Source organism: Hylemonella sp. GW821-FHT10B10, assembly GCF_059415585.1.
This window is the reverse complement of the sequence record NZ_JBWKNN010000001.1, coordinates 102320-121417: the sequence shown is the minus strand read 5'-3', so window position 1 is coordinate 121417 and position 19098 is coordinate 102320. Positions and strand designations below refer to the sequence as shown.

Sequence of the window (19098 nt, the reverse complement as noted above, 5' to 3'; positions counted from 1 at the left end):
GAGCCCCAGCGAAGGGGAGTTTCGACTTAGGAACTGAAGAGGAAGTTCATCACGTCGCCGTCCTTGACGACGTACTCCTTGCCTTCGGCGCGCATCTTCCCGGCGTCCTTGGCACCCTGCTCACCCTTGTGGGCGATGAAGTCGTCAAAGGCGATGGTCTGGGCGCGGATGTAGCCCTTCTCGAAGTCGGTGTGGATCACGCCGGCGGCCTGCGGCCCCGTGTCACCCACATGGATGGTCCAGGCCCGCACTTCCTTGACACCGGCCGTGAAGTAGGTCTGCAGGCCCAGCAGCTTGTAGGCCGCGCGGATCAGGCGGTTCAGACCCGGCTCCTCCTGGCCCAGTTCCTGGAGGAACTCCAGGCGGTCGGCATCGTCCATCTCGGACAGCTCGGCCTCGATCTTGGCGCAGATGGCCACCACCGGGGCGTTCTGCGTCGCCGCGTATTCCTTCAGGCGGTCCAGGTAGGGATTGTTCTCGAAGCCGTCTTCGCTGACGTTGCCCACGAACATGGCGGGCTTGGCGGTGATGAAGAAGAACTGCTTGAGCAGGGGCTGCTCCTCCTTGCTGAACTCGATGGTGCGCACCGGCTTGCCTTCGTTGAGCGCCGCCTGGCACTTCTCCAGGATGCTCACCAACTTGATGGATTCCTTGTCGCCCGAGCGCGCCGTCTTGGTCACGCGATGCAGGGCCTTCTCGACTGCACCCAGGTCGGCCAGGCACAGCTCGGTCTGGATCACTTCGATGTCCGAGATCGGGTCCACCTTGCCAGCCACGTGGATCACGTTGTCGTCGACAAAACAGCGCACAACGTTCACGATGGCATCGGTCTCGCGGATGTGCGCGAGGAACTTGTTGCCCAGGCCTTCGCCGGTGCTGGCACCGGCCACCAGACCGGCGATGTCCACGAACTCGACAATGGCCGGCACAATGCGCTCAGGCTTCACGATGTCCGACAGCTGCTGCAGGCGCGGGTCCGGAACCTCGACCACACCCACATTGGGTTCGATGGTGCAGAAGGGATAGTTCTCCGCCGCGATGCCCGCCTTGGTCAGGGCGTTGAACAGGGTGGATTTGCCGACGTTGGGCAGGCCGACGATGCCGCACTTGAGACTCATGGGTTTCCTAGAAATGCCCGGCCGGGTCCGGTCGGGCTCGCGCTGCACGGCTGGAGGCCGGCGCACAGGGGGTTCGATGGGACGGCCCGCAGCCGCCAGAATTGCTGCCAATTGTAATGAAGGGCCCGGGAACCCGCCCCGGCGTCAGCCACCGGCCGGTTCCTGGCGTTGGGGAAGCAGTTCACCCAAGCGACGGGTGCCACAATCCGCCTCAACCTGGAATCTCCCATGCCCGCCACCCAGACGCTCCGCACGCCTGCCCTCCTGATCCTGAGTCTGGCCCTGCTCACGGCTTGCGCCAGCCGCGGCTCGCGCAGCCCGGATGCCCGCCCCGTGCTCTATCCCAACGCTGCGTACAAGCAGATGGGGGAGACCCGGGCCCTGGAAGAGATCGACGCCTGCATGGGCGCGGCCAGCCACGCCGGCCTGACCCCGGATGAAAAAGACAATGCCGCCGGGCGTGGTGCTGCCAAGGGTGCCGCCGTGGTCGGCACGGCCGCCGCCGTAGGCTCGCTGATCCGCGGCCGCGGCATCGATGGGGTGGCCACGGCGGGCGCCCGCGGCGCCGTGGTGGGCGGCTCGGTCGGGGCCGTGGCCGGCGCCATGAGCGAGAAGCCCAATATGACCTACCGCCACTTCGTGCAGCGCTGCGCGACCGAAAGCGGCCTCGAAGTCATAGGCTGGCAATGAGTCCGGCCAGCCGCCGGGCCCTCCTCAGTCAAAACGGTAGTTCGCGCTCACCGTCTGACCGACACGCAACACGGTGTCCGCCCCTGCACTGACGATGGTGTTCATGCCAAAGGTGATCGCACCTTTCACGCGCGCATCCTGCCGGTAGCCCTGCAGGGTGTCGCTCACCTCAGGGCTGCTGCAGGCTGTGTCGGGGTCGATGTTGGGAATCGGACAACGCGGGCAGGGCTTGACCGGCGTGAGCACCACCGGACCTTCGGCCGCGGCGATCTGCAGCGGGCCTACACGGTCTTCGTCATGGGCCTCCAGCCCCTCGAGCACGATATTGGGCCGAAAGCGACGGATGTCCACGGGCTCGTGGCCCTGGGCCTGCAGCCTCTCGTTGAGCCCCTCCAGCGCGGCCTGGCCCAGCACCAGCACCGGATAGCCGTCGCTGAACTGGTTGGGCGCCTCAACGCCGCCGGTCCACTGCAGACTGGAAAGCCGCCGGTGCTCGGGGTCGAAACGCACCAGGCGGTACTTGGGCGCATCGGCGCGCGGCAGGCCCTGTTCGTTGAGCCCCAGGTAATCAGTGAACCACTGGGCCGCGATGTCACCCATGTCGTAGGCCGGCACCACGTCGTTCCAGACCCGCACACGGGTCGGCGCCTCGACAGCGTCGACCACCAGGTGCAGGGCCAGCATGCCAGGCGCGCGCAGTTGCAATTCGGTACCGCCGCGCTTGAAAGCCGGCTGGATCAGCGCCATACGCGGTTCCTCGCGCTGGGTGACGAACTCGCCCTCGCTGTCGACCACCATCCAGGCCCGGTCCAGGTCCAGGCCGGTCTCGGTGAGCAGGGCCTCGGGCATCTCGATCCCCGCGCAGGACTTGATGGGGTAAACAAACAGGCGGGCGATACGGGCCTGCACGTCGGCAGCAGATGCGATGGACTCACTCACGGATGATTTCCTGAATTGACTTGCAACAACGCCGATTCTGCCCTGCCTTCTACAATGTCTTCATGCCCCAAGCCTTGGACATCTGCATACGCGGCAGCGGCATTGTCGGCCGCACCCTGGCCCTGCTGCTGGCACGCGAACGCCTGCGCGTCGGCCTGGTCGAACTACCCGCCGCTCCTGCCACCCGCGCCGATGTGCGCGCGTACGCCCTGAACCGTGCCTCACGCGAGCTGCTGGAAAGCGTGCGTGCCTGGCCCGAGGACGAGGCAGCCGCCACCCCCGTGCAACACATGCAGATATGGGGCGATCGCGGCAGCGAGTTGAACTTCGATGCCGGCACCCTGGGCACGCCAGCCCTGACCTGGATCGTGGATGTGCCTGTGCTGGAAGCGCAGCTGGCCGAGGCCGTGCGCTACCAGCCCCAGATCGAACTGCTGAGCACCCCTGCGCCCGCCAAGCTGACCGTGGTCTGCGAAGGCCGCGCCAGCAGCACCCGGGCCGAATTCGGCGTGGATTTCGAGACCACGCCCTACCGCCAACATGCCCTGGCCACGCGCCTGCAATGCGAAAAGGCCCACGGGCAGGTCGCCCGTCAGTGGTTTGCGCAAGGCGAGATCCTGGCTTTTTTGCCCATGGGCGGCTCCCAAGGGAACTCCGTGGCCATAGTCTGGTCTGTCTCTCCAGAGCAGGCCTTACGCCGACAAAAGCTGGAACCCGCCGAGTTCTGCCGGGAACTGGAAAACGCCAGTGGCCATGTCCTGGGTGCGCTGACGCTGAGCAGTGAGCGCCATGTCTGGCCCTTGCAGAAAGCGCAGGCGCATCAGTGGTCGGGCCGCACAGAGGGAAGCGCCTGGGTGCTGGCCGGTGACGCGGCCCACAACGTGCATCCGCTGGCCGGCCAGGGGCTGAACCTGGGCCTGGCCGATGTGGCCGAGCTCACGCGTGTGCTGCACGGACGCGAGTACTGGCGCGGCGTGGATGACACGCGGCTGCTGCGCCGTTACGAACGCAGCCGCAAGGCCGGCATGCTGGCCATGGATACGGGCATGGACGGGCTGCAGTTGCTGTTTGCTCGCGAAGGCGAGGCCTGGAGCGCGCTGCGCAGCTGGGGTCTGCAGGGGGTGGAACGCAGCGGGATGTTAAAGAACTGGCTGGCGCGACGCGCCATGAATTTTTGAAAGTCGATGCGATGATGAACCTGACCAAACCCCTGCTGGCAAGTCTGCTGGCCCTGCTCGCCCTGTCTGCCACGGCGCAGGAGGCCACCATACGCAAAAACCTGGCGGAGCGCCTGCCTCAGCTGCCCAAGATCGACGAGGTCAGCAAGTCCCCTTTGCCCGGCGTCTACGAGATCCGCGTCAACGAGAACGACATCTATTACACCGACGCCGAGGGCAACTACCTGATCCAGGGCAGCATCATTGATGTGCGCCAGAAGCGCAATCTCACCGAAGAGCGCGTCGAGCGACTGACCGCCATCGAGTTCAAAGATCTGCCCCTGAAAGACGCTTTTACGGTCGTACGTGGCAACGGCAAGCGCAAGTTGGCCGTGTTCGCCGACCCGAACTGCGGCTATTGCAAGCGCTTCGAGCGCGATCTGGCCAAGATCGACAACGTCACGGTCCATACCTTTCTCTATCCCATCCTGAGCCCGGATTCGGCCGAGAAATCAAAGAACATCTGGTGCGCCAAGGACAAGAACAAGAGCTGGCAGGACTGGATGTTCAACGAACAGCAGCCCGTTGCCGCCAACTGCGACACGACGGCCCTGACCCGCAACCTGAACTTGGGGCGCAAGCACAAGATCACTGGCACCCCGACCTTGATCTTCGCCGACGGATCACGCGTGCCCGGCGCCCTGAGCATGCAACAGATCGAGCAGCAGCTCACCGCAGCCGCCACACGCTGATTTCACACCTGCCACTCACCCATGCCCCGCACCACCGGCCGCAGTACTCGCTCCTCCGCCGTCCTGCATTACCAGGTCGAGCCCGCCGACTTGCAGGCCCACCTCTACCGCGTCACGCTCTCGATTGCACAACCGCAACCTGAACAATGTGTTGCGCTACCGGTCTGGATCCCCGGCAGCTACCTGGTACGTGAATTTTCAAAAAACCTGCAGCAGCTTCAGGCCCGACAGGGCCGGCGGTCCCTCACCCCCCTGCAGCTCGACAAATGCCGATGGCGGATCGACTGTGACCCGCTGCAACCGCTCGAACTGAGCTACGAGGTCTACGCCTTCGACAACTCGGTGCGCACCGCCTGGCTTGATGCCACGCGCGGTTTTTTCAATGGCACCAGCCTGTGCCTGCGCGTCGAGGGGCAGGAAAATGTGCCGCATGAGCTGACCCTGCTGCCTGGCGCAGCACCGGCGCAGTGGGAGGTCGCCACCGGGTTGACGGCCCTCAAGACCAACCGTCGCGGCTTTGGCCGCTACCTCGCGACGAACTACGACGAACTGGTTGACTGCCCCTTTGAATTCGGCGACTTCTGGAGCGGCGCCTTCAAGGCCGGCGGCGTGGCCCACCGTTTTATCGTGGCCGGTGCCCCGCCCAGCTTCGACGGCGCACGCCTGTTGGTCGATGCCCAGCGCATCTGCGACACCGCCATCCGCTTCTGGCACGCGGGCGGTCAGGCCACCGGCCGCAGCGGCAAGCCCCCCTTCGCCAGCTACCTGTTCATTCTCAACGCCACCGACGACGGCTACGGCGGCCTGGAGCATCGCAATTCCACCGCGCTCATCTGCACGCGTCGTGACCTGCCGCGCACAGAGGCCAAGCCGGGTGAGGGTTACACCACCCTGCTGGGTCTGATCAGTCATGAGTACTTTCACAGCTGGAACGTCAAGCGCCTGCGCCCGGCCGAGTTCGCGCGCTACGACTACACGCAAGAAAACTACACCGAGTTGCTCTGGTTCTTCGAGGGTTTCACGAGCTACTACGACGATCTGCTGCTACGCCGCGCCGGCCTGCTGGACGATGCCGCGTACCTGCGCCTGCTCAACAAGAGCGTCAACCAACTGCAACAGACACCGGGGCGGCTGCAGCAATCGGTGGCCCAGGCCAGCTTCGATGCCTGGGTGAAGTATTACCGGGTCGACGAAAACACCCCCAACGCCACGGTGAGCTACTACGGCAAGGGCGCACTGGTAGCCCTGTGCCTGGATCTGACCTTACGCGCCGAAGGCCGGCACTCGCTCGACGACGTGATGCGTGCGCTCTGGGTGCGCTGCCAGGCCGGTCCCATGGCCGAAGGCGATCTGCTGGCCGTGCTACAGGCGTTGAGCGGCCGTTCCTGGTCGCGTGAAATCAAGCGCTGGGTACACGGCACCGCGGAGCTGCCCCTGCGCGAGCTGCTGGAGCAGCATGGTGTAGCCATCCACGAAGAGCCCGCCCAGCTGGCGCAACGCCTGGGCCTGCGCGTGAGCGAATCCGGTGGTTCGATCCAGATCAAGACGGTGCTGCGCGGCGCTGCCGCCGAGCAGGCTGGTTTCGCGGCTGGTGACGAGTGGCTGGGCGTGGAAGTGGGCAGTGGCAAGTCATCTAGCAGCTGGCGCCTGCACAAGCTCGATGATCTGCTGCTCTACGCCGGCGGGCAGAGCCGGCTCAAAGCCCTGGTGGCACGCGACAAGCGTCTGCAGGTGTTGAACCTGAGTCTGCCTCGCAGCGTCAGCACCTGGCGTCTGTCGGTGCGTGCCAAGGAGCTCGTCGGGGCCTGGCTGGGGGGCATGAGCGCCTGAAGGCGGCAGCTCATCTCAGGCGCTCAGGGTGAGCTTCTTGAACTTGCGCTTGCCGACCTGAAGCACGTAAGTGCCAACGCCGAGCTTGAGGCCCTTGTCGCTGACCACGACCGAGTCCACGCGCACGCCGCCGCCGTCGATCAGGCGGTTGCCCTCGCCGCTGGAAGCCGCCAGCCCGGCCTGTTTGAGCAAGGCCGCAATGCCTATGGGGCCGCCGTCCAGCGTGACGGTCTGTTCCTCGATCTCGTCGGGAATGCCGCCCTTGCTGCGATTGATGAAATCCTGTTCGGCCGCGTCCGCTGCGGCGGCTGAATGGAAACGCGCCGTGATCTCCTTGGCCAGCAGCACCTTGGCGTCCTTGGGATTGCGACCCTGAGCCACTTCCTGCTTCATAGCCTCGATCTCGGCCATGGAGCGGAAACTCAGCAGCGTGTACCAGCGCCACATCAGCTCGTCGCTGATGGACAGCACCTTGGCGAACATGGTGTTGGCGTCCTCGGCAATGCCGATGTAGTTGTTCTTGGACTTGGACATCTTGTCCACTCCGTCCAGCCCTTCGAGCAGCGGCATGGTCAGGATGCACTGCGGCTCCTGGCCGTACTCGGCCTGCAGGTGGCGCCCCATGAGCAGGTTGAACTTCTGGTCGGTACCGCCGAGCTCCAGGTCGCTCTTGAGCGCCACCGAGTCGTAACCCTGCATCAGCGGATAGAGGAACTCGTGCACCGAGATCGGGGTGCCGGCCTTGAAGCGGTCGTGGAAATCGTTGCGCTCCATCATGCGCGCCACCGTGTACTTGGCAGCCAGCTGGATCATGCCCATGGAGCCCAGCGGCAGGCTCCATTCGCTGTTGTAGCGGATCTCGGTCTTGGCCGGGTCCAGCACCAGGCTGGCCTGCCGGTAGTAGGTCTCGGCATTGGCCTTGATCTGCTCGGGTGTAAGCGGCGGACGTGTGCTGTTGCGCCCCGATGGGTCGCCGATCAGGCTGGTGAAGTCGCCGATCAGGAAAATCACCTGGTGCCCCAGGTCCTGCAGCTGGCGCATCTTGTTGAGCACCACGGTGTGGCCGATATGGATGTCTGGCGCGGTTGGGTCCAGGCCCAGCTTGATCCGCAGCGGCGTCCCGGTGGCTTCAGAACGGGCGAGCTTTTGCACCCAGTCGGCTTCGGGAATCAGTTCCTCGCAGCCGCGCTGGGTCACGGCGAGCGCCTCGCGGACCCGGTCGGTGAGGGGGAAAGTCGACACAGACGCTTGATTCATAAAGATTTTTCGCTGTGGCCCGGAGACGGGCCGATATACTTGGGTCTAGCCCTGAGGCCACGATTTTAAGTGGCGCGGCTGGCCTGCCGGCCTGGCTTCCGAACCTTCGACCCCTATTCTTGAAGATCACGCTGCCCACCGCTCTTCCCGCAACCCTGAACGCCCTGCGTCAGGCGGTCGGCCGTCACCCGCGCGGATTCGGCACGGCACTGCTGTCCCTGGCCCTGTTCGGCGGTGGTGCGTATGCCTTGGCCGCCGCCGTGATCACGCTGGCACCTGACGTGGCGCAGCTGCCCGTGCACGAGGTCAGTGAAACCGTCAGTCCCCTGCCCGTGCAGGACCAGGTCGCAGCGCTCGAAGTCCATCGCTACCGTCTCTACCGCTCGGACTACTCGCGCCCCAACGACACCGCCGAGGCTCTGCTGCGTCGCCTGGGCATCGACGACGCGCAGGCTGCCGACTACCTGCGCCGCGACACGCTTGCCCACCGTCACCTGCTGGGCCGCACGGGCCGCCAGCTCAGCGCCGAAGCCAGCGAGCGCAATACCCTGCTCAAGCTTGTCGCACGCTGGAGCCCCGACGATGATGGCAGCTACCAGCGTCTGGTGATCGAGAAGTCGGACAAGGGCTACACGTCCCGGCTTGAGAAGATGCCGCTCACAGCCTCTATCCGGATCGCCAGCGCCACCATCGACAGTTCGCTGTTCGCCTCAGCCGATGAAGCCGGCATCCCCGACGCCGTGGCCATCCAGATCGCCGAGATCTTCTCGGGGGACATCGATTTCCACCGCGAATTGCGCAAGGGCGACCGCTACTCGGTCGTTTACGAAGTGCTCGAGGGCGACGGCGAGCCGCTGCGCGCAGGTCGCGTGCTGAGTGCCGAGTTCGTCAACGCTGGCAAGGCCTACCAGGCCATGTGGTTCCATGAGGCCAGCGCCGTGCAGAACACGGCCGCCGAAGAAGGCCGCCCCACCCAGGGCCGTGGCGGCTACTACACGCTCGAAGGCAACAGCCTCAAGCGCGCCTACCTGGCCTCGCCCCTGGCTTTCTCGCGCGTGACCAGCGGCTTCAAAATGCGTTTCCATCCCATCCTGCAAAAATGGGCCGCCCACCTGGGCGTGGACTACGCTGCGCCGATCGGCACGGCCGTACGCAGCGTTGGCGACGGTGTGGTCGAATTCGCAGGCGTGCAGGGTGGTTACGGCAACGCCATCTTCATCCGCCACCGCAACAACCACATCACGGTCTACGCTCACCTGAGCCGCATCAACGTGAAGAAGGGCCAGCGCGTCGAGCAGGGACAGAACATCGGCGCCACCGGCGCCACCGGCTGGGCCACGGGCCCGCACCTGCACTACGAATTCCGCATCAACGGCCGGCACCAGAACCCGCTGGCCATCGCGCGCACCAGCGAGTCCGTCCCGGTCTCCCAGGCCGCCCGCCCGGCTTTCAATCGCCTGGCGGTCATGGCGCGCCAGCAGCTGGCCGCGGCCCAATTGCTGGCGGCACGCTGAAGCGCCCCTGATGCCTGAGTACTATATCGGCCTCATGTCCGGCACCTCGCTGGACGGCGTGGATGGCGTCCTGGCCGACTGCAGTGCGACCTCGGCCCGCGTCCAGCGCCACGCCTATCGCCCTTTCCCGGCCGCGCTGGCCGCGGAATTGCTGGCGCTCAACAGCACGGGCAACGATGAACTGCACCGCGCGGCCCTGGCCGCCAATGCCTTGAGCCGTGTCTACGCCCAGGTCGTCAAGGACCTGCTCGCGGGGGCAGACCTGCCTGCCACGGCCATCTCGGCGATCGGCGCACACGGACAGACCGTGCGACACCGCCCGGGCGCTTTTGATGGCGTTGGCTATACCCTGCAGCTCAACAGTCCCGCCCTGTTGGCCGAGCTGAGCGGCATCACGGTGGTGGGCGATTTCCGCAGCCGCGACGTCGCCGCAGGCGGCCAGGGCGCCCCCTTGGTCCCCGCTTTCCACCAGGCCCTGTTCGGCCGCAAGGGCCAGACAGTGGCCGTGCTCAATATCGGCGGCATCGCCAATCTCTCGGTGCTGCGCGATGAGGCGGTCCTGGGCTGGGACTGCGGGCCTGGCAACGCGCTGATGGACGCCTGGTGCCGACAACACACAGGCCAGGCTTTTGACGAAGGGGGGCGCTGGGCCGCCAGCGGACAGGTGCATGCCGGACTGCTCAAAGTGCTGCTGCAGGAGCCCTATTTCGCTCTGCCGGCACCCAAGAGCAGCGGGCGCGATCTGTTCAACCCGGACTGGCTGGGGGGCAAGCTGGCCGGTTTCGAGGCCCTGTCCACCGAGGATGTGCAGGCCACCCTGACCGAGCTGACCGCGCGCGTCTGCGCCGCTGATGTCCTGCGCCATGCCGCCGGCAGCCAGCGCCTGATCGTCTGTGGCGGCGGGGCCCTCAACACCCAGCTCATGCGCAGCCTGCAGGCGCACCTGCCCGCGCTGGAAGTGACTTCATCGGAGCAGCAGGGCCTGCCCCCGCTGCAGGTGGAAGCCGCCGCTTTCGCCTGGCTGGCCCGCAAGACCCTGCATCGGGAAACGGGCAGCCTGCAAAGCGTCACGGGCGCCCGAGGCGCCCGTGTGCTGGGTGCGATCTACCCGGCCTGAGCCGGGAAGCGCGCTTAGACGGAGAAGGAAGAACCGCAGCCGCAGGTGGTGCTGGCGTTCGGGTTCTTGATCACGAACTGAGCGCCCTGCAAATCTTCCTTGTAGTCGATCTCGGCGCCCAGCAGGTACTGGTAGCTCATGGCATCGATCAGCAGGGACACGCCGTTCTTGGTCATGGTGGTGTCGTCCTCGTTGGCCACCTCGTCGAAGGTGAAGCCATACTGGAAGCCCGAGCAGCCACCACCCTGCACGAAGACGCGCAGCTTGAGGTCGGGGTTGCCCTCTTCAGCAATCAGGTCGGCCACCTTGGCAGCCGCACTGTCGGTGAACAGGATGGGGGCGGGCATTTCGGTCTGGATGGATTCGGCAACGGCGCTCATGGAAGACTCCAAGGGGGAAATAAGCTGAGCTAATAGTACACCAGCTCGCTCGGGAATTCCCGAGCTTAGTTATTTGCCGCCAGTTTCAGTGTGGGCTTTTCTTCCATCATGGCCGGCGTAGGGCGCAGCAGGCCGGCAATGATGGCGCCCTGGTGCATTTCCAGGGCCGTGTAATAGACATCGCCTTCAATACGCGCCTTCGGCTGCAGTTCCAGCATGCGACGGGCATATACCGGCCCCTTGACCGCACCGTTGACGATGACGTGGTCGGCGTGCACCTCGCCCGTGACCGAGGCGGTTTCGGAAATCACGAGGATGCTGTTCTTGTCTTCATTGGAGCGCACGTCACCCACCACCGTGCCGTCGACGCGCAGGCCATCGGTGAAGTGGATATGACCCTCGATGCGATTGCCATCGGCGATCAGGCTGCGTATGGCGGGCTGTTTTTTCTGGCTGAACATGTGGATTTCCCCATCAGGCTTGAGTTACAACTTGATCGACTGCACGGCCTTGACCATGGCGCCGTCCATGACTTTGACACTGACCCCCTTGAGCAGGGTCTGGGGCGGCAGATCGAACACGCCTTCCGCGCGCGCGTACTGGCGCAGCTTAATCGTTTGCGGTCCGCCGGGCAAGGTCGCCACCCAGGGCCGGCCGGCCTGCAGGCCGGAAAAACTGATCTCCAGCCGGCCCGAGAATTCCGGTGCATTCTTCAGGGGCTGGATCACCAGCACCTGCCACTTGACCTGGCGCCCGTCCTGCACCTCGGCCTGCAGACCGCGGATGGCCAGAGCTTCGGTACCCACGGTGGGGATGAGCTTCTCGAAGAAGCCAAGATCATCACGCAGGCGCTGGTTGTCGACCTCCAGCTGCTTGTTGAGCGTGCCGAGCCGCTCCTGGGCGGCTTTTTCGGCCGTCATCATCGTGGTCGAGGTGTTGGCCAGGGCCAGCGCCTTGTCGCGCTCCTCCTTCATGGCATCCAGCTCGCGCTGCAGGTCGGCCACATCGCGCTCCAGCCGGGCCAGGTACTCGACACGCCCATCATCGATGCCCGCAATCTCCTTGCCGAACTCGAAGGCCCAAAGGCCGATGGCCGCACAAAACCCCAGCACCACGGCAGCGACGATCCAGCGAAAAGGCCAGGGCAAGGCGCTGCGCACCGACATGCGCGGGGCGCTGACCGTCAGGCGGCGAAGGAACAGTCGCAATCGCATAAGCCAACGAGTCTAGCAGCCACAAAGACCGAGGCCGCCAGAATCTCCATTCTGGCGGCCTCGGTTTTGCAACAGATTGTTGCCCTTGCGGACAACAGGCAGGCTTAACGCTTGCTGAACTGCTTGCGACGGCGTGCAGAGTGCAGGCCGACCTTCTTACGTTCAACTTCGCGGGCATCGCGGGTCACGAAGCCGGCTTGCGACAGCGTGGGCTTGAGCGATGCGTCGTAGTCGATCAGGGCGCGCGTGATGCCGTGACGGGTGGCGCCAGCCTGGCCGGACTCACCACCGCCGTGCACATTGACCTGCACGTCGAAGGTTTCGGCGTGGTTGGTCAGCATGAGCGGCTGCTTGGCAATCATGATCGAGGTTTCGCGGCCGAAATATTGCTGGATATCCTTGCCATTGACCGTGATCTTGCCGGTGCCTTTTTTCAGAAACACGCGGGCGACGCTGGATTTGCGACGGCCGGTGCCATTGTTCCATTCACCAATCATCTCAAGGCTCCTTAGATTGCCAACACTTGGGGTTGCTGGGCGGTGTGCGGGTGCTCAGCACCACCGTACACCTTGAGCTTCTTGATCATGGCGTAGCCGAGCGGGCCCTTGGGCAGCATGCCCTTGACGGCCTTCTCGAGTGCGCGGCCAGGGTGCTTGGCCTGCATGTCGCGGAAGTTGGTAGCGTAGATACCGCCGGGGAAACCGGAGTGGCGGTAGTACACCTTGTCGAGTTCCTTGGTACCCGTCACACGCAGCTTGGCTGCGTTGATGATGACGATGAAGTCACCGGTATCGACGTGAGGCGTGTAAATGGCCTTGTGTTTGCCGCGCAAACGGAGAGCAACTTCGCTGGCTACTCGTCCGAGGACCTTGTCGGTCGCGTCAATCACAAACCACTCGTGCTTCACGTCAGCGGGTTTTGCGCTGATCGTTTTGGTCATGAGTTTTCTCTGTAAAGAGGGTTTGGGCAGCCCTTTTCCACGGTCGGTTTTCCTCTGCTGGGAATCTCTTAGGTGGGGAAAAAGCCTTCGCCGCGGGGCCGCAAAAGCGCTGCGAAGCCTGCCATTATACGAGTTTTGGCCCGTCCTGGGTAGTTCAGGGCGCCGGTGTAGGCTCGTTGGCCGGCTTGCGGCTCTCGACGCACACCGGACGGTTGTAGTTCTCCGCCTTCAGGCATTCCCGGAACAGGCAGATGGGCCGGCCAAAAACCCCGGAATCCGCACACAGGGGCTTGAGCGCAGGCTTGGCCGGGCGCGCAACAACCCGGGGCACCGGGACAGCCGGGCTGGCCACCGGCGGGGCCTCCGCCGAGGCGGGTTCGGCCGCCTGTACCGGTGGCGCCGGGGCGGCGATGACGAGCGGCGCAGGCTCCGGCGCCGCAACCAAGGGGGCTTCGTCCAATATACGGCCCCAATGGATCCCCAGGGCGAGCAGCAGGGCGGCCCCCACCCCCGTCAAGCCCCAGCCCCATGCCCGCCGACGTCGGGGGGGCTGAGGAGGCGTCGCCGCCACGACGGTCTTCTGGGCCTGGGTTTGGGCCAGCGTCGCTTCATCCGGGCCTGGGGCGTCTTCGCGAACCGGCAGAAGATCGGTACCCAGCGCGGAACGCCAGTCGAACTTGCCCAGGCCCGCGGGTGCCAACAAGCCCATTTCCTGCACGAATTCATGCACGCTCTGCGACCGCTCGGCCGGTTGCACTGCCAGCGCATGGCCGATCGCCTGGACAAAGGCGTCCGAGTAGGCCTGCCCGAAATGCGCGCGCACAGTTTCGGCCACGCTGCGCATGCTGGGCATGCTGTCCCTGACCACGCGGGCCGTGGCCGGCAGCGGTGGATCGTTGCGCAGGCAGCTGTAGACCACGGAGCCCAGCGAGTAGAGATCGGTCCAGGGGCCTTGTTGCAGATCCTCGGCCTCGGCGTACTGCTCGATCGGCGCGTAGTTGACCTTGAGGATGGCGGTGAGCTTGCGGGACTGGTCGCTGATGGCGCGCCGCGCCGCGCCCAAGTCCAGCAACACGGGTGGCCCTGTGTCTTGCAGGAAGATATTGTCGGGCGAGACATCGCGGTGCAGCGTGTTGTGGTCGTGCAGCACCTGCAAAGCCTGCAGGATGGACCACAGCATGGTGCGCAACCAGTCTTCGGGCGGCGGCGCAGCCATCTGGGCACGGGCCTGTTTGAGTGTCATGCCGCTGTACAGGGGCATGACCATGTAGGCCGTGTTGTTGGCCTCCCAGAAGCGATAGACCTTGACCAGGGAGGGATGGTCGAATTGCGCCAGCAGGCGCGCCTCGGCCATGAAGGACTTGAGGCCGGACAGGTAAGTGGCCTGATCGGCCGAGGAGCGCACCGACAGCGCCTGGCCCTTCGGGCGCGCCGCCAGCGAAGACGGCATGTACTCCTTGATGGCCACCGTGCGGTGCAGCGAATGGTCGTAGGCGCGGTAGACCAGGCCGAAGCCTCCTACGCCCAGCAGGTCCTGCAACTCGAACTCGGCCAGATGCGTCCCGGGCGGCAAGGCGTCCAGATGCACCACCGGCTGCGCCGCTTGCGGCACATCCGGAGGGTCGGTATCCAGCGTCATGTCAGCCATAGCGGACGATTTTTGCATGGAAAGCCACCGCCCCATTGAGGCGCAACGACAAAGTCGGGAGCGATCGGTCGGCCCTCAGCAGGGCGCGACGCACAGCGTGAGCGCCGGGAGACAAACAATGGCGGCTCAAGGAGGGGAGGAATTGCGGCCGTCAGGATAACGCTGCCGATCCTCGATGCAAACCGGCAGCTGCGTGTTTTCAGCCTTCTTGCATTCGTTGTGGATGCACATGGGACGGGTAAAGAAATTGGCGTCCGCACACAAAGCCTTCTCCCGGGCCTGAACCTGTTCCTGGGATACGACGGCCGCCTTCGGGGCTGCTTCCGGGGCAGCGGGCCGGACCACCGGCGGACGCTCATCCTCCCTGGGCGCGGCCTTGACCACCGCACGGGGGGGCTTGGGCATGGGCGCGGCCGTGCCCAGAGCAGCGGGAGGTTTGGGTGCCGGACTCGTCACCGGTGCAGGCGCGGTGGGCGACGGTGCCGGACTGGCTCCGACAGCGGCCGTCCCGGCTTCGCGAGCCGGCTCGGAAGTTGTCGGCGTATCCGATTCCGCGGTCGCCGGTGCCGGCGTTACAGCCGGCTCTGGGCTGGCGATCGCAGGTCGTGCGCGCAACAGCCCCTCCCCGTCGGCCAGCCAGTTCCAGAGCAAGGCGGCCCCCACCAGCAGGCCCACCCCCAGCCCGGCAGGCTTGAGCCAGCGCCCGATCCGACGACGGCGTTGCTCGTCCTTCGGCAGCTTGGACGCCGACGCCGGATCCAGCACCGTCTGCGGCTGGGTATGCCAGAACTGCCGGGAGTTGTATTCCTCTTCCTCGGAACGCAAGGAGGTTCCGAGCTCCGCGCGCCAGTCGAATTTGCTCAGCCGGGGTGACGCCTTGAGCTTCATCCCGGTCACGAAAGCCGCCAGGGTCTGCGGCCGGTCCGCCGGCTGCACGGCCAGGGCCTGCTGGATGGTGCGCACGAATTCGTCCGAATAGGCGAGGCCAAAATGCTCCTTCACCGTCGCCACCACGCTACGCACCGAGGGCTGGGCATCGCGCACCACGCGGGTCGTGGCCGGCAGTGGCGGATCGTTGCGCAGGCAGCTGTAGACCACAGCCGCCAGGGAGTAGAGGTCGGTCCAGGGGCCTTGCTTCAGGTCCTCGGCCTCCGCGTACTGCTCGATCGGCGCGTAGTTGACCTTGAGAACGGCAGTGAACTTGTGCGACTTGTCGGTGATGGCGCGCCGCGCCGCGCCCAGGTCCAGCAGCACCGGCGGCCCCATGTCCTGCAGGAAGATGTTGTCAGGCGAAACGTCGCGGTGCAGGGTATTGCTCCGATGCAGCACGTGCAGGCCCTGCAGCACGGACCAGAGCACGCTGCGCAGCCAGGCCTCTGGCGGCGGGGCGACCATCTGGGCCCGCGCCTGCTTGAGTGTCATGCCGCTGTACAGGGGCATGACCATGTAGGCCGTGTTGTTGGCTTCCCAGAAACGGTGGACCTTGACCAGGGAGGGATGGTCGAACTGCGCCAGCAGGCGCGCTTCCGCAATGAAGGACTGCAGGCCGGACCGGTAGGTCGCCTGGTCGGCCGAGGAACGCACCGACACAGTGGTGCCATCCAGCCGCGCGGCCAGCGCCGCCGGCATGTACTCCTTGATGGCCACAGCCCGCAACAGCGAAGTGTCATAGGCACGGTAGACCAGGCCGAAACCGCCCACGCCCAGCAGGCCCTGGATCTCGAACTCGGCCAGGCGCGTGCCCGGCGGCAGGGCATCCACGTGCGACACCGGCTGCGCCGGCTTGGGCGGCGCAGACTGGACGGGATCGGGGACAATATGGGCCATAACGGATGATTCTTGCATGGAACGCAGGCGTCCCGGACACGGCCGCCCCGTCATTAACATCCTCTTACCATGTTCAGTTACCGCCATGCCTTCCATGCGGGCAACCATGCCGATGTGCTCAAGCACACGGTGCTCATTGCCCTGCTGCGTCACCTGACGCAGAAAGAGGCCGCCCTCACGGTGCTCGACACCCACGCAGGCGCGGGCCTGTACCGGCTCGACAGCGAGTTCGCCGACACCAGCGGCGAAGCCGCCGAAGGGTTCCAGCGCCTGCTGGCCTCCGACAGCGAAGAGCCCCTGGCCCCGGCCCTGCAGGATTATCTGGGACTCGTGGCCAGTTTCAACAGCAAGAACAACTGGCGCGTCTACCCCGGTTCGCCCTTCATCATCCAACGCCTGCTGCGGGAAAACGACCTGCTGAAGCTCTACGAGCTGCACCCCACCGATGCCAAGACCCTGGACGCCAATGTGGCGCAGCTGCATGCCGGGCGCCAGGTGGTCGTGCTGCGCGAAGACGGCTTCGGCTGCGTCAACAAATTCCTGCCCCCTCCCTCGCGCCGAGCCCTGCTGCTGTGTGACCCCAGCTACGAAATCAAGAACGACTATGCGCGCGTGGTGGCCATGGCGACCGAAGCGCTCAAACGCTTTGCCACCGGCACCTATGCCGTGTGGTACCCCATCATCCCGCGGCCTGAGGCGCACGACCTGCCACGCAAGCTCAAGACCCTGGCCACCAAGGTCGGCAAGCCCTGGCTGCACGCCACGCTGACGGTCAAGTCGAGCAAGCTGAGCGTAGCCGCCGCCCAGGGCGAAGCCAAGCGCCCCGGCCTGCCGGCCAGCGGCATGTTCGTGATCAACCCGCCGCACACGCTCAAGGGCTTGCTGCAACCGGCGCTGCCGCAGCTGGTGAAGCGGCTGGGCCAGGACCGCAACGCCGGCTTCACGCTGGACAGCGGCGGCTGAGCGGCGGGGCATGGAAACCGCCTCCCGCCATCGCCTCGCCCTGGCGCTGATCTTCATCACCCCGGCGCTCTGGGCCGTCAATGCGCTGATCGCCCGCAAGGCCGGTGGCGTGATCGAACCCCACCTGCTGGCCATGCTGCGCTGGTTGCTGGCCTGCGGCTTGTTCGCCATCGGCACCCGCACCGAGATCTGGACGCATCGCCGCCAGGTGCTGGCCGACAGTCCGCACTACCTGGTGCTCGGCGCGCTCGGTATGTGGATCTGCGGCGCCTGGGTCTACATCGGCGGCCACACCACCAGCGCAGCCAATATCGGTCTCATCTACGCGATATCTCCCGTGCTGATCGTGCTGGCCTCGGCCCTGTGGCTGGGCGAAAGCTTCGGACTGCGCCAGGCCCTGGGTGTGGCCCTGGCCCTGGCCGGTGTACTGCATGTGGTGCTCAAGGGCCAATGGGATGGGCTGACGGCGGTGCAGTTCGTGCCCGGCGACGGCTGGATCCTGGCAGCCACGCTGTCCTGGACCCTGTACTCCCTGCTGCTCAAGAAATGGCACAGCCCGTTGGGGGTGGGGGCACGGCTGGCCCTCATCAGCCTGGCCGGGGCACTGATCAACCTGCCCTTTGCGCTGTGGGAAATCAGCGCCCACCCATGGCCGCCTCTCACGCTCGAAGGTTGCGTGCTGGCGCTGACCGCCGCGGTGATTCCGGGTTTTGGCGCCTACCTGGCCCATTCCTACATGCAGCGCGAACTTGGCGCGGCACGGGTCAGCGTGGTGCTGTACCTGAGCCCCATCTACACCGCCCTCATGGCCTGGCTGGTGCTGGGCGAAGGGCTCAGCGCCTTCCACCTCTGGGGCATGGCCCTGGTGCTGCCCGGCATCTACCTGGTGACACGCAGCAGCCGATAGGCCCGCTCAGAGCCCCAGGCGTTTGCAGATTTCCAGCGTGGCCGCGCTCTGGTTCATGCTGTAAAAATGCAAGGCCGGAGCACCCCCCGCGCGCAGCTGCTCGCACAGCTCGCTCACCACGTCGAGGCCGAAGGCCTTGATCGATGCCGTGTCGTCGCCATAGGCCTGCAGGCGCAGACGTATCCAGCGCGGGATCTCGGCACCACACGCATCGCTGAAACGCATCAGCTGCGTGGAACTGGTGATGGGCATGATACCGGGCACCACCGGCAACGTGACGCCCAGCGCATCCACCTCTTCGACGAAGCGGAAATAGGCGTCGGCGTTGTAGAAATATTGCGTGATGGCCGAGTCTGCGCCGGCCCGGGCCTTGGCCACGAAGGCCTGCAGATCGGCCGCCGGCGACTTGGCCTGGGGATGCACTTCCGGATAGGCCGCCACCTCGATGTGAAAGTGATCCCCTGTTTCGGCGCGGATGAACGCCACCAGATCGCTGGCGTACTGGAACTCGCCGCCGGCACCATACCCACTGGGTAAGTCCCCGCGCAACGCCACCAGGCGCTTGACACCCATGACTTTCAGCGTGGCCAGGTTCTCGCGCATCGTGGCCTGGGTGGCGCCGATGCAGGAGATGTGCGAAGCGGCGTCCATGCCTTCGGCCAGGATCTCGCGCACCGCGGCAAAGGTGCCTTCCTGCGTGGACCCGCCGGCGCCGTAGGTGACCGAGCAGAACTCGGGCTTCAAGGCCTTGAACTGCTGGCGCACGGTGCGCAGCTTCTCCACGCCCTCGGGTGTCTTGGGTGGGAAAAATTCGATGCTCAGGGGCAGTTGTTGCGGGCTCATCG

The 19098-nt window shown here is 65.5% G+C and carries 19 protein-coding genes; 8 read left to right on the top strand and 11 right to left on the bottom strand.

What is annotated here, in order from left to right; genetic code table 11:
* Positions 1–26: 26 nt before the first annotated feature.
* Positions 27–1118 (bottom strand): redox-regulated ATPase YchF, encoded by a 1092-nt coding sequence (ychF, locus tag AC07NT_RS00560; protein ID WP_498598374.1) that lies wholly within the window; start codon positions 1116–1118, stop codon positions 27–29.
* A 228-nt stretch (positions 1119–1346) separates the two neighbouring features.
* Between ychF and AC07NT_RS00555 the strand changes: the two genes are divergently transcribed.
* On the top strand, positions 1347–1808 hold the full coding sequence (locus AC07NT_RS00555; RefSeq protein ID WP_498598375.1) for a glycine zipper family protein: 462 nt from the start codon (positions 1347–1349) through the stop codon (positions 1806–1808).
* A gap of 24 nt (positions 1809–1832) precedes the next feature.
* Here AC07NT_RS00555 and AC07NT_RS00550 read toward each other — a convergent pair whose 3' ends face one another.
* Positions 1833–2747, bottom strand: a complete 915-nt coding sequence (locus AC07NT_RS00550; RefSeq protein ID WP_498598376.1) for an MOSC domain-containing protein — start codon at positions 2745–2747, stop codon at positions 1833–1835.
* 62 nt (positions 2748–2809) lie between these two features.
* On the opposite strand from AC07NT_RS00550, the gene AC07NT_RS00545 reads away from it, so the two are divergent.
* The 3 genes from AC07NT_RS00545 to AC07NT_RS00535 are packed head-to-tail and all read left to right on the top strand — an operon-like array spanning position 2810 to position 6486.
* Complete coding sequence (locus tag AC07NT_RS00545) at positions 2810–3925, top strand: FAD-dependent monooxygenase (protein WP_498598377.1); 1116 nt, start codon at positions 2810–2812, stop codon at positions 3923–3925.
* 14 nt (positions 3926–3939) lie between these two features.
* Positions 3940–4656: a DsbC family protein gene (locus tag AC07NT_RS00540; protein ID WP_498598378.1), complete on the top strand. Its 717-nt coding sequence runs from the start codon at positions 3940–3942 to the stop codon at positions 4654–4656.
* Between the two features lie 21 nt (positions 4657–4677).
* Entirely contained in the window at positions 4678–6486 is a 1809-nt protein-coding gene (locus AC07NT_RS00535; protein ID WP_498598379.1) for a M61 family metallopeptidase, read from the top strand.
* A 15-nt stretch (positions 6487–6501) separates the two neighbouring features.
* Here AC07NT_RS00535 and tyrS read toward each other — a convergent pair whose 3' ends face one another.
* Complete coding sequence (tyrS, locus tag AC07NT_RS00530; RefSeq protein ID WP_498598380.1) at positions 6502–7743, bottom strand: tyrosine--tRNA ligase; 1242 nt, start codon at positions 7741–7743, stop codon at positions 6502–6504.
* 119 nt (positions 7744–7862) lie between these two features.
* Between tyrS and AC07NT_RS00525 the strand changes: the two genes are divergently transcribed.
* Positions 7863–9257 carry a peptidoglycan DD-metalloendopeptidase family protein gene (locus AC07NT_RS00525; protein ID WP_498598381.1) on the top strand — a complete coding sequence of 465 codons (1395 nt, stop codon included), beginning with the start codon at positions 7863–7865 and terminating at the stop codon, positions 9255–9257.
* A 7-nt stretch (positions 9258–9264) separates the two neighbouring features.
* Positions 9265–10374 (top strand): anhydro-N-acetylmuramic acid kinase, encoded by a 1110-nt coding sequence (locus AC07NT_RS00520; protein WP_498598520.1) that lies wholly within the window; start codon positions 9265–9267, stop codon positions 10372–10374.
* Between the two features lie 14 nt (positions 10375–10388).
* Here AC07NT_RS00520 and erpA read toward each other — a convergent pair whose 3' ends face one another.
* From erpA to AC07NT_RS00485, 7 genes are all read right to left on the bottom strand, one after another.
* Positions 10389–10754, bottom strand: a complete 366-nt coding sequence (erpA, locus tag AC07NT_RS00515) for an iron-sulfur cluster insertion protein ErpA (RefSeq protein WP_057674712.1) — start codon at positions 10752–10754, stop codon at positions 10389–10391.
* A 65-nt stretch (positions 10755–10819) separates the two neighbouring features.
* Positions 10820–11215, bottom strand: a complete 396-nt coding sequence (locus AC07NT_RS00510) for a bactofilin family protein (RefSeq protein ID WP_498598382.1) — start codon at positions 11213–11215, stop codon at positions 10820–10822.
* Positions 11216–11239: 24 nt separating this feature from the next.
* Positions 11240–11968 (bottom strand): DUF6776 family protein, encoded by a 729-nt coding sequence (locus AC07NT_RS00505; RefSeq protein WP_498598383.1) that lies wholly within the window; start codon positions 11966–11968, stop codon positions 11240–11242.
* 104 nt (positions 11969–12072) lie between these two features.
* Positions 12073–12465, bottom strand: coding sequence for a 30S ribosomal protein S9 (rpsI, locus tag AC07NT_RS00500; RefSeq protein ID WP_498598384.1), 393 nt, complete (start codon positions 12463–12465; stop codon positions 12073–12075).
* Between the two features lie 11 nt (positions 12466–12476).
* The gene (gene rplM / locus AC07NT_RS00495; RefSeq protein WP_460489493.1) at positions 12477–12908 is read right to left on the bottom strand and encodes a 50S ribosomal protein L13; all 432 of its coding nucleotides are present in this window, start codon (positions 12906–12908) and stop codon (positions 12477–12479) included.
* Between the two features lie 154 nt (positions 12909–13062).
* Positions 13063–14556, bottom strand: a complete 1494-nt coding sequence (locus tag AC07NT_RS00490) for a serine/threonine protein kinase (RefSeq protein ID WP_498598385.1) — start codon at positions 14554–14556, stop codon at positions 13063–13065.
* A gap of 126 nt (positions 14557–14682) precedes the next feature.
* Complete coding sequence (locus AC07NT_RS00485; protein ID WP_498598386.1) at positions 14683–16383, bottom strand: serine/threonine protein kinase; 1701 nt, start codon at positions 16381–16383, stop codon at positions 14683–14685.
* A gap of 69 nt (positions 16384–16452) precedes the next feature.
* On the opposite strand from AC07NT_RS00485, the gene AC07NT_RS00480 reads away from it, so the two are divergent.
* Together AC07NT_RS00480 and AC07NT_RS00475 are read left to right on the top strand one after the other, a co-directional pair.
* The gene (locus AC07NT_RS00480; protein ID WP_498598387.1) at positions 16453–17346 is read left to right on the top strand and encodes a 23S rRNA (adenine(2030)-N(6))-methyltransferase RlmJ; all 894 of its coding nucleotides are present in this window, start codon (positions 16453–16455) and stop codon (positions 17344–17346) included.
* Positions 17347–17356: 10 nt separating this feature from the next.
* Entirely contained in the window at positions 17357–18253 is an 897-nt protein-coding gene (locus AC07NT_RS00475; protein ID WP_498598388.1) for a DMT family transporter, read from the top strand.
* 6 nt (positions 18254–18259) lie between these two features.
* Here AC07NT_RS00475 and metF read toward each other — a convergent pair whose 3' ends face one another.
* Positions 18260–19096, bottom strand: coding sequence for a methylenetetrahydrofolate reductase [NAD(P)H] (gene metF, locus AC07NT_RS00470; RefSeq protein ID WP_498598389.1), 837 nt, complete (start codon positions 19094–19096; stop codon positions 18260–18262).
* Between the last annotated feature and the right edge of the window lie 2 nt (positions 19097–19098).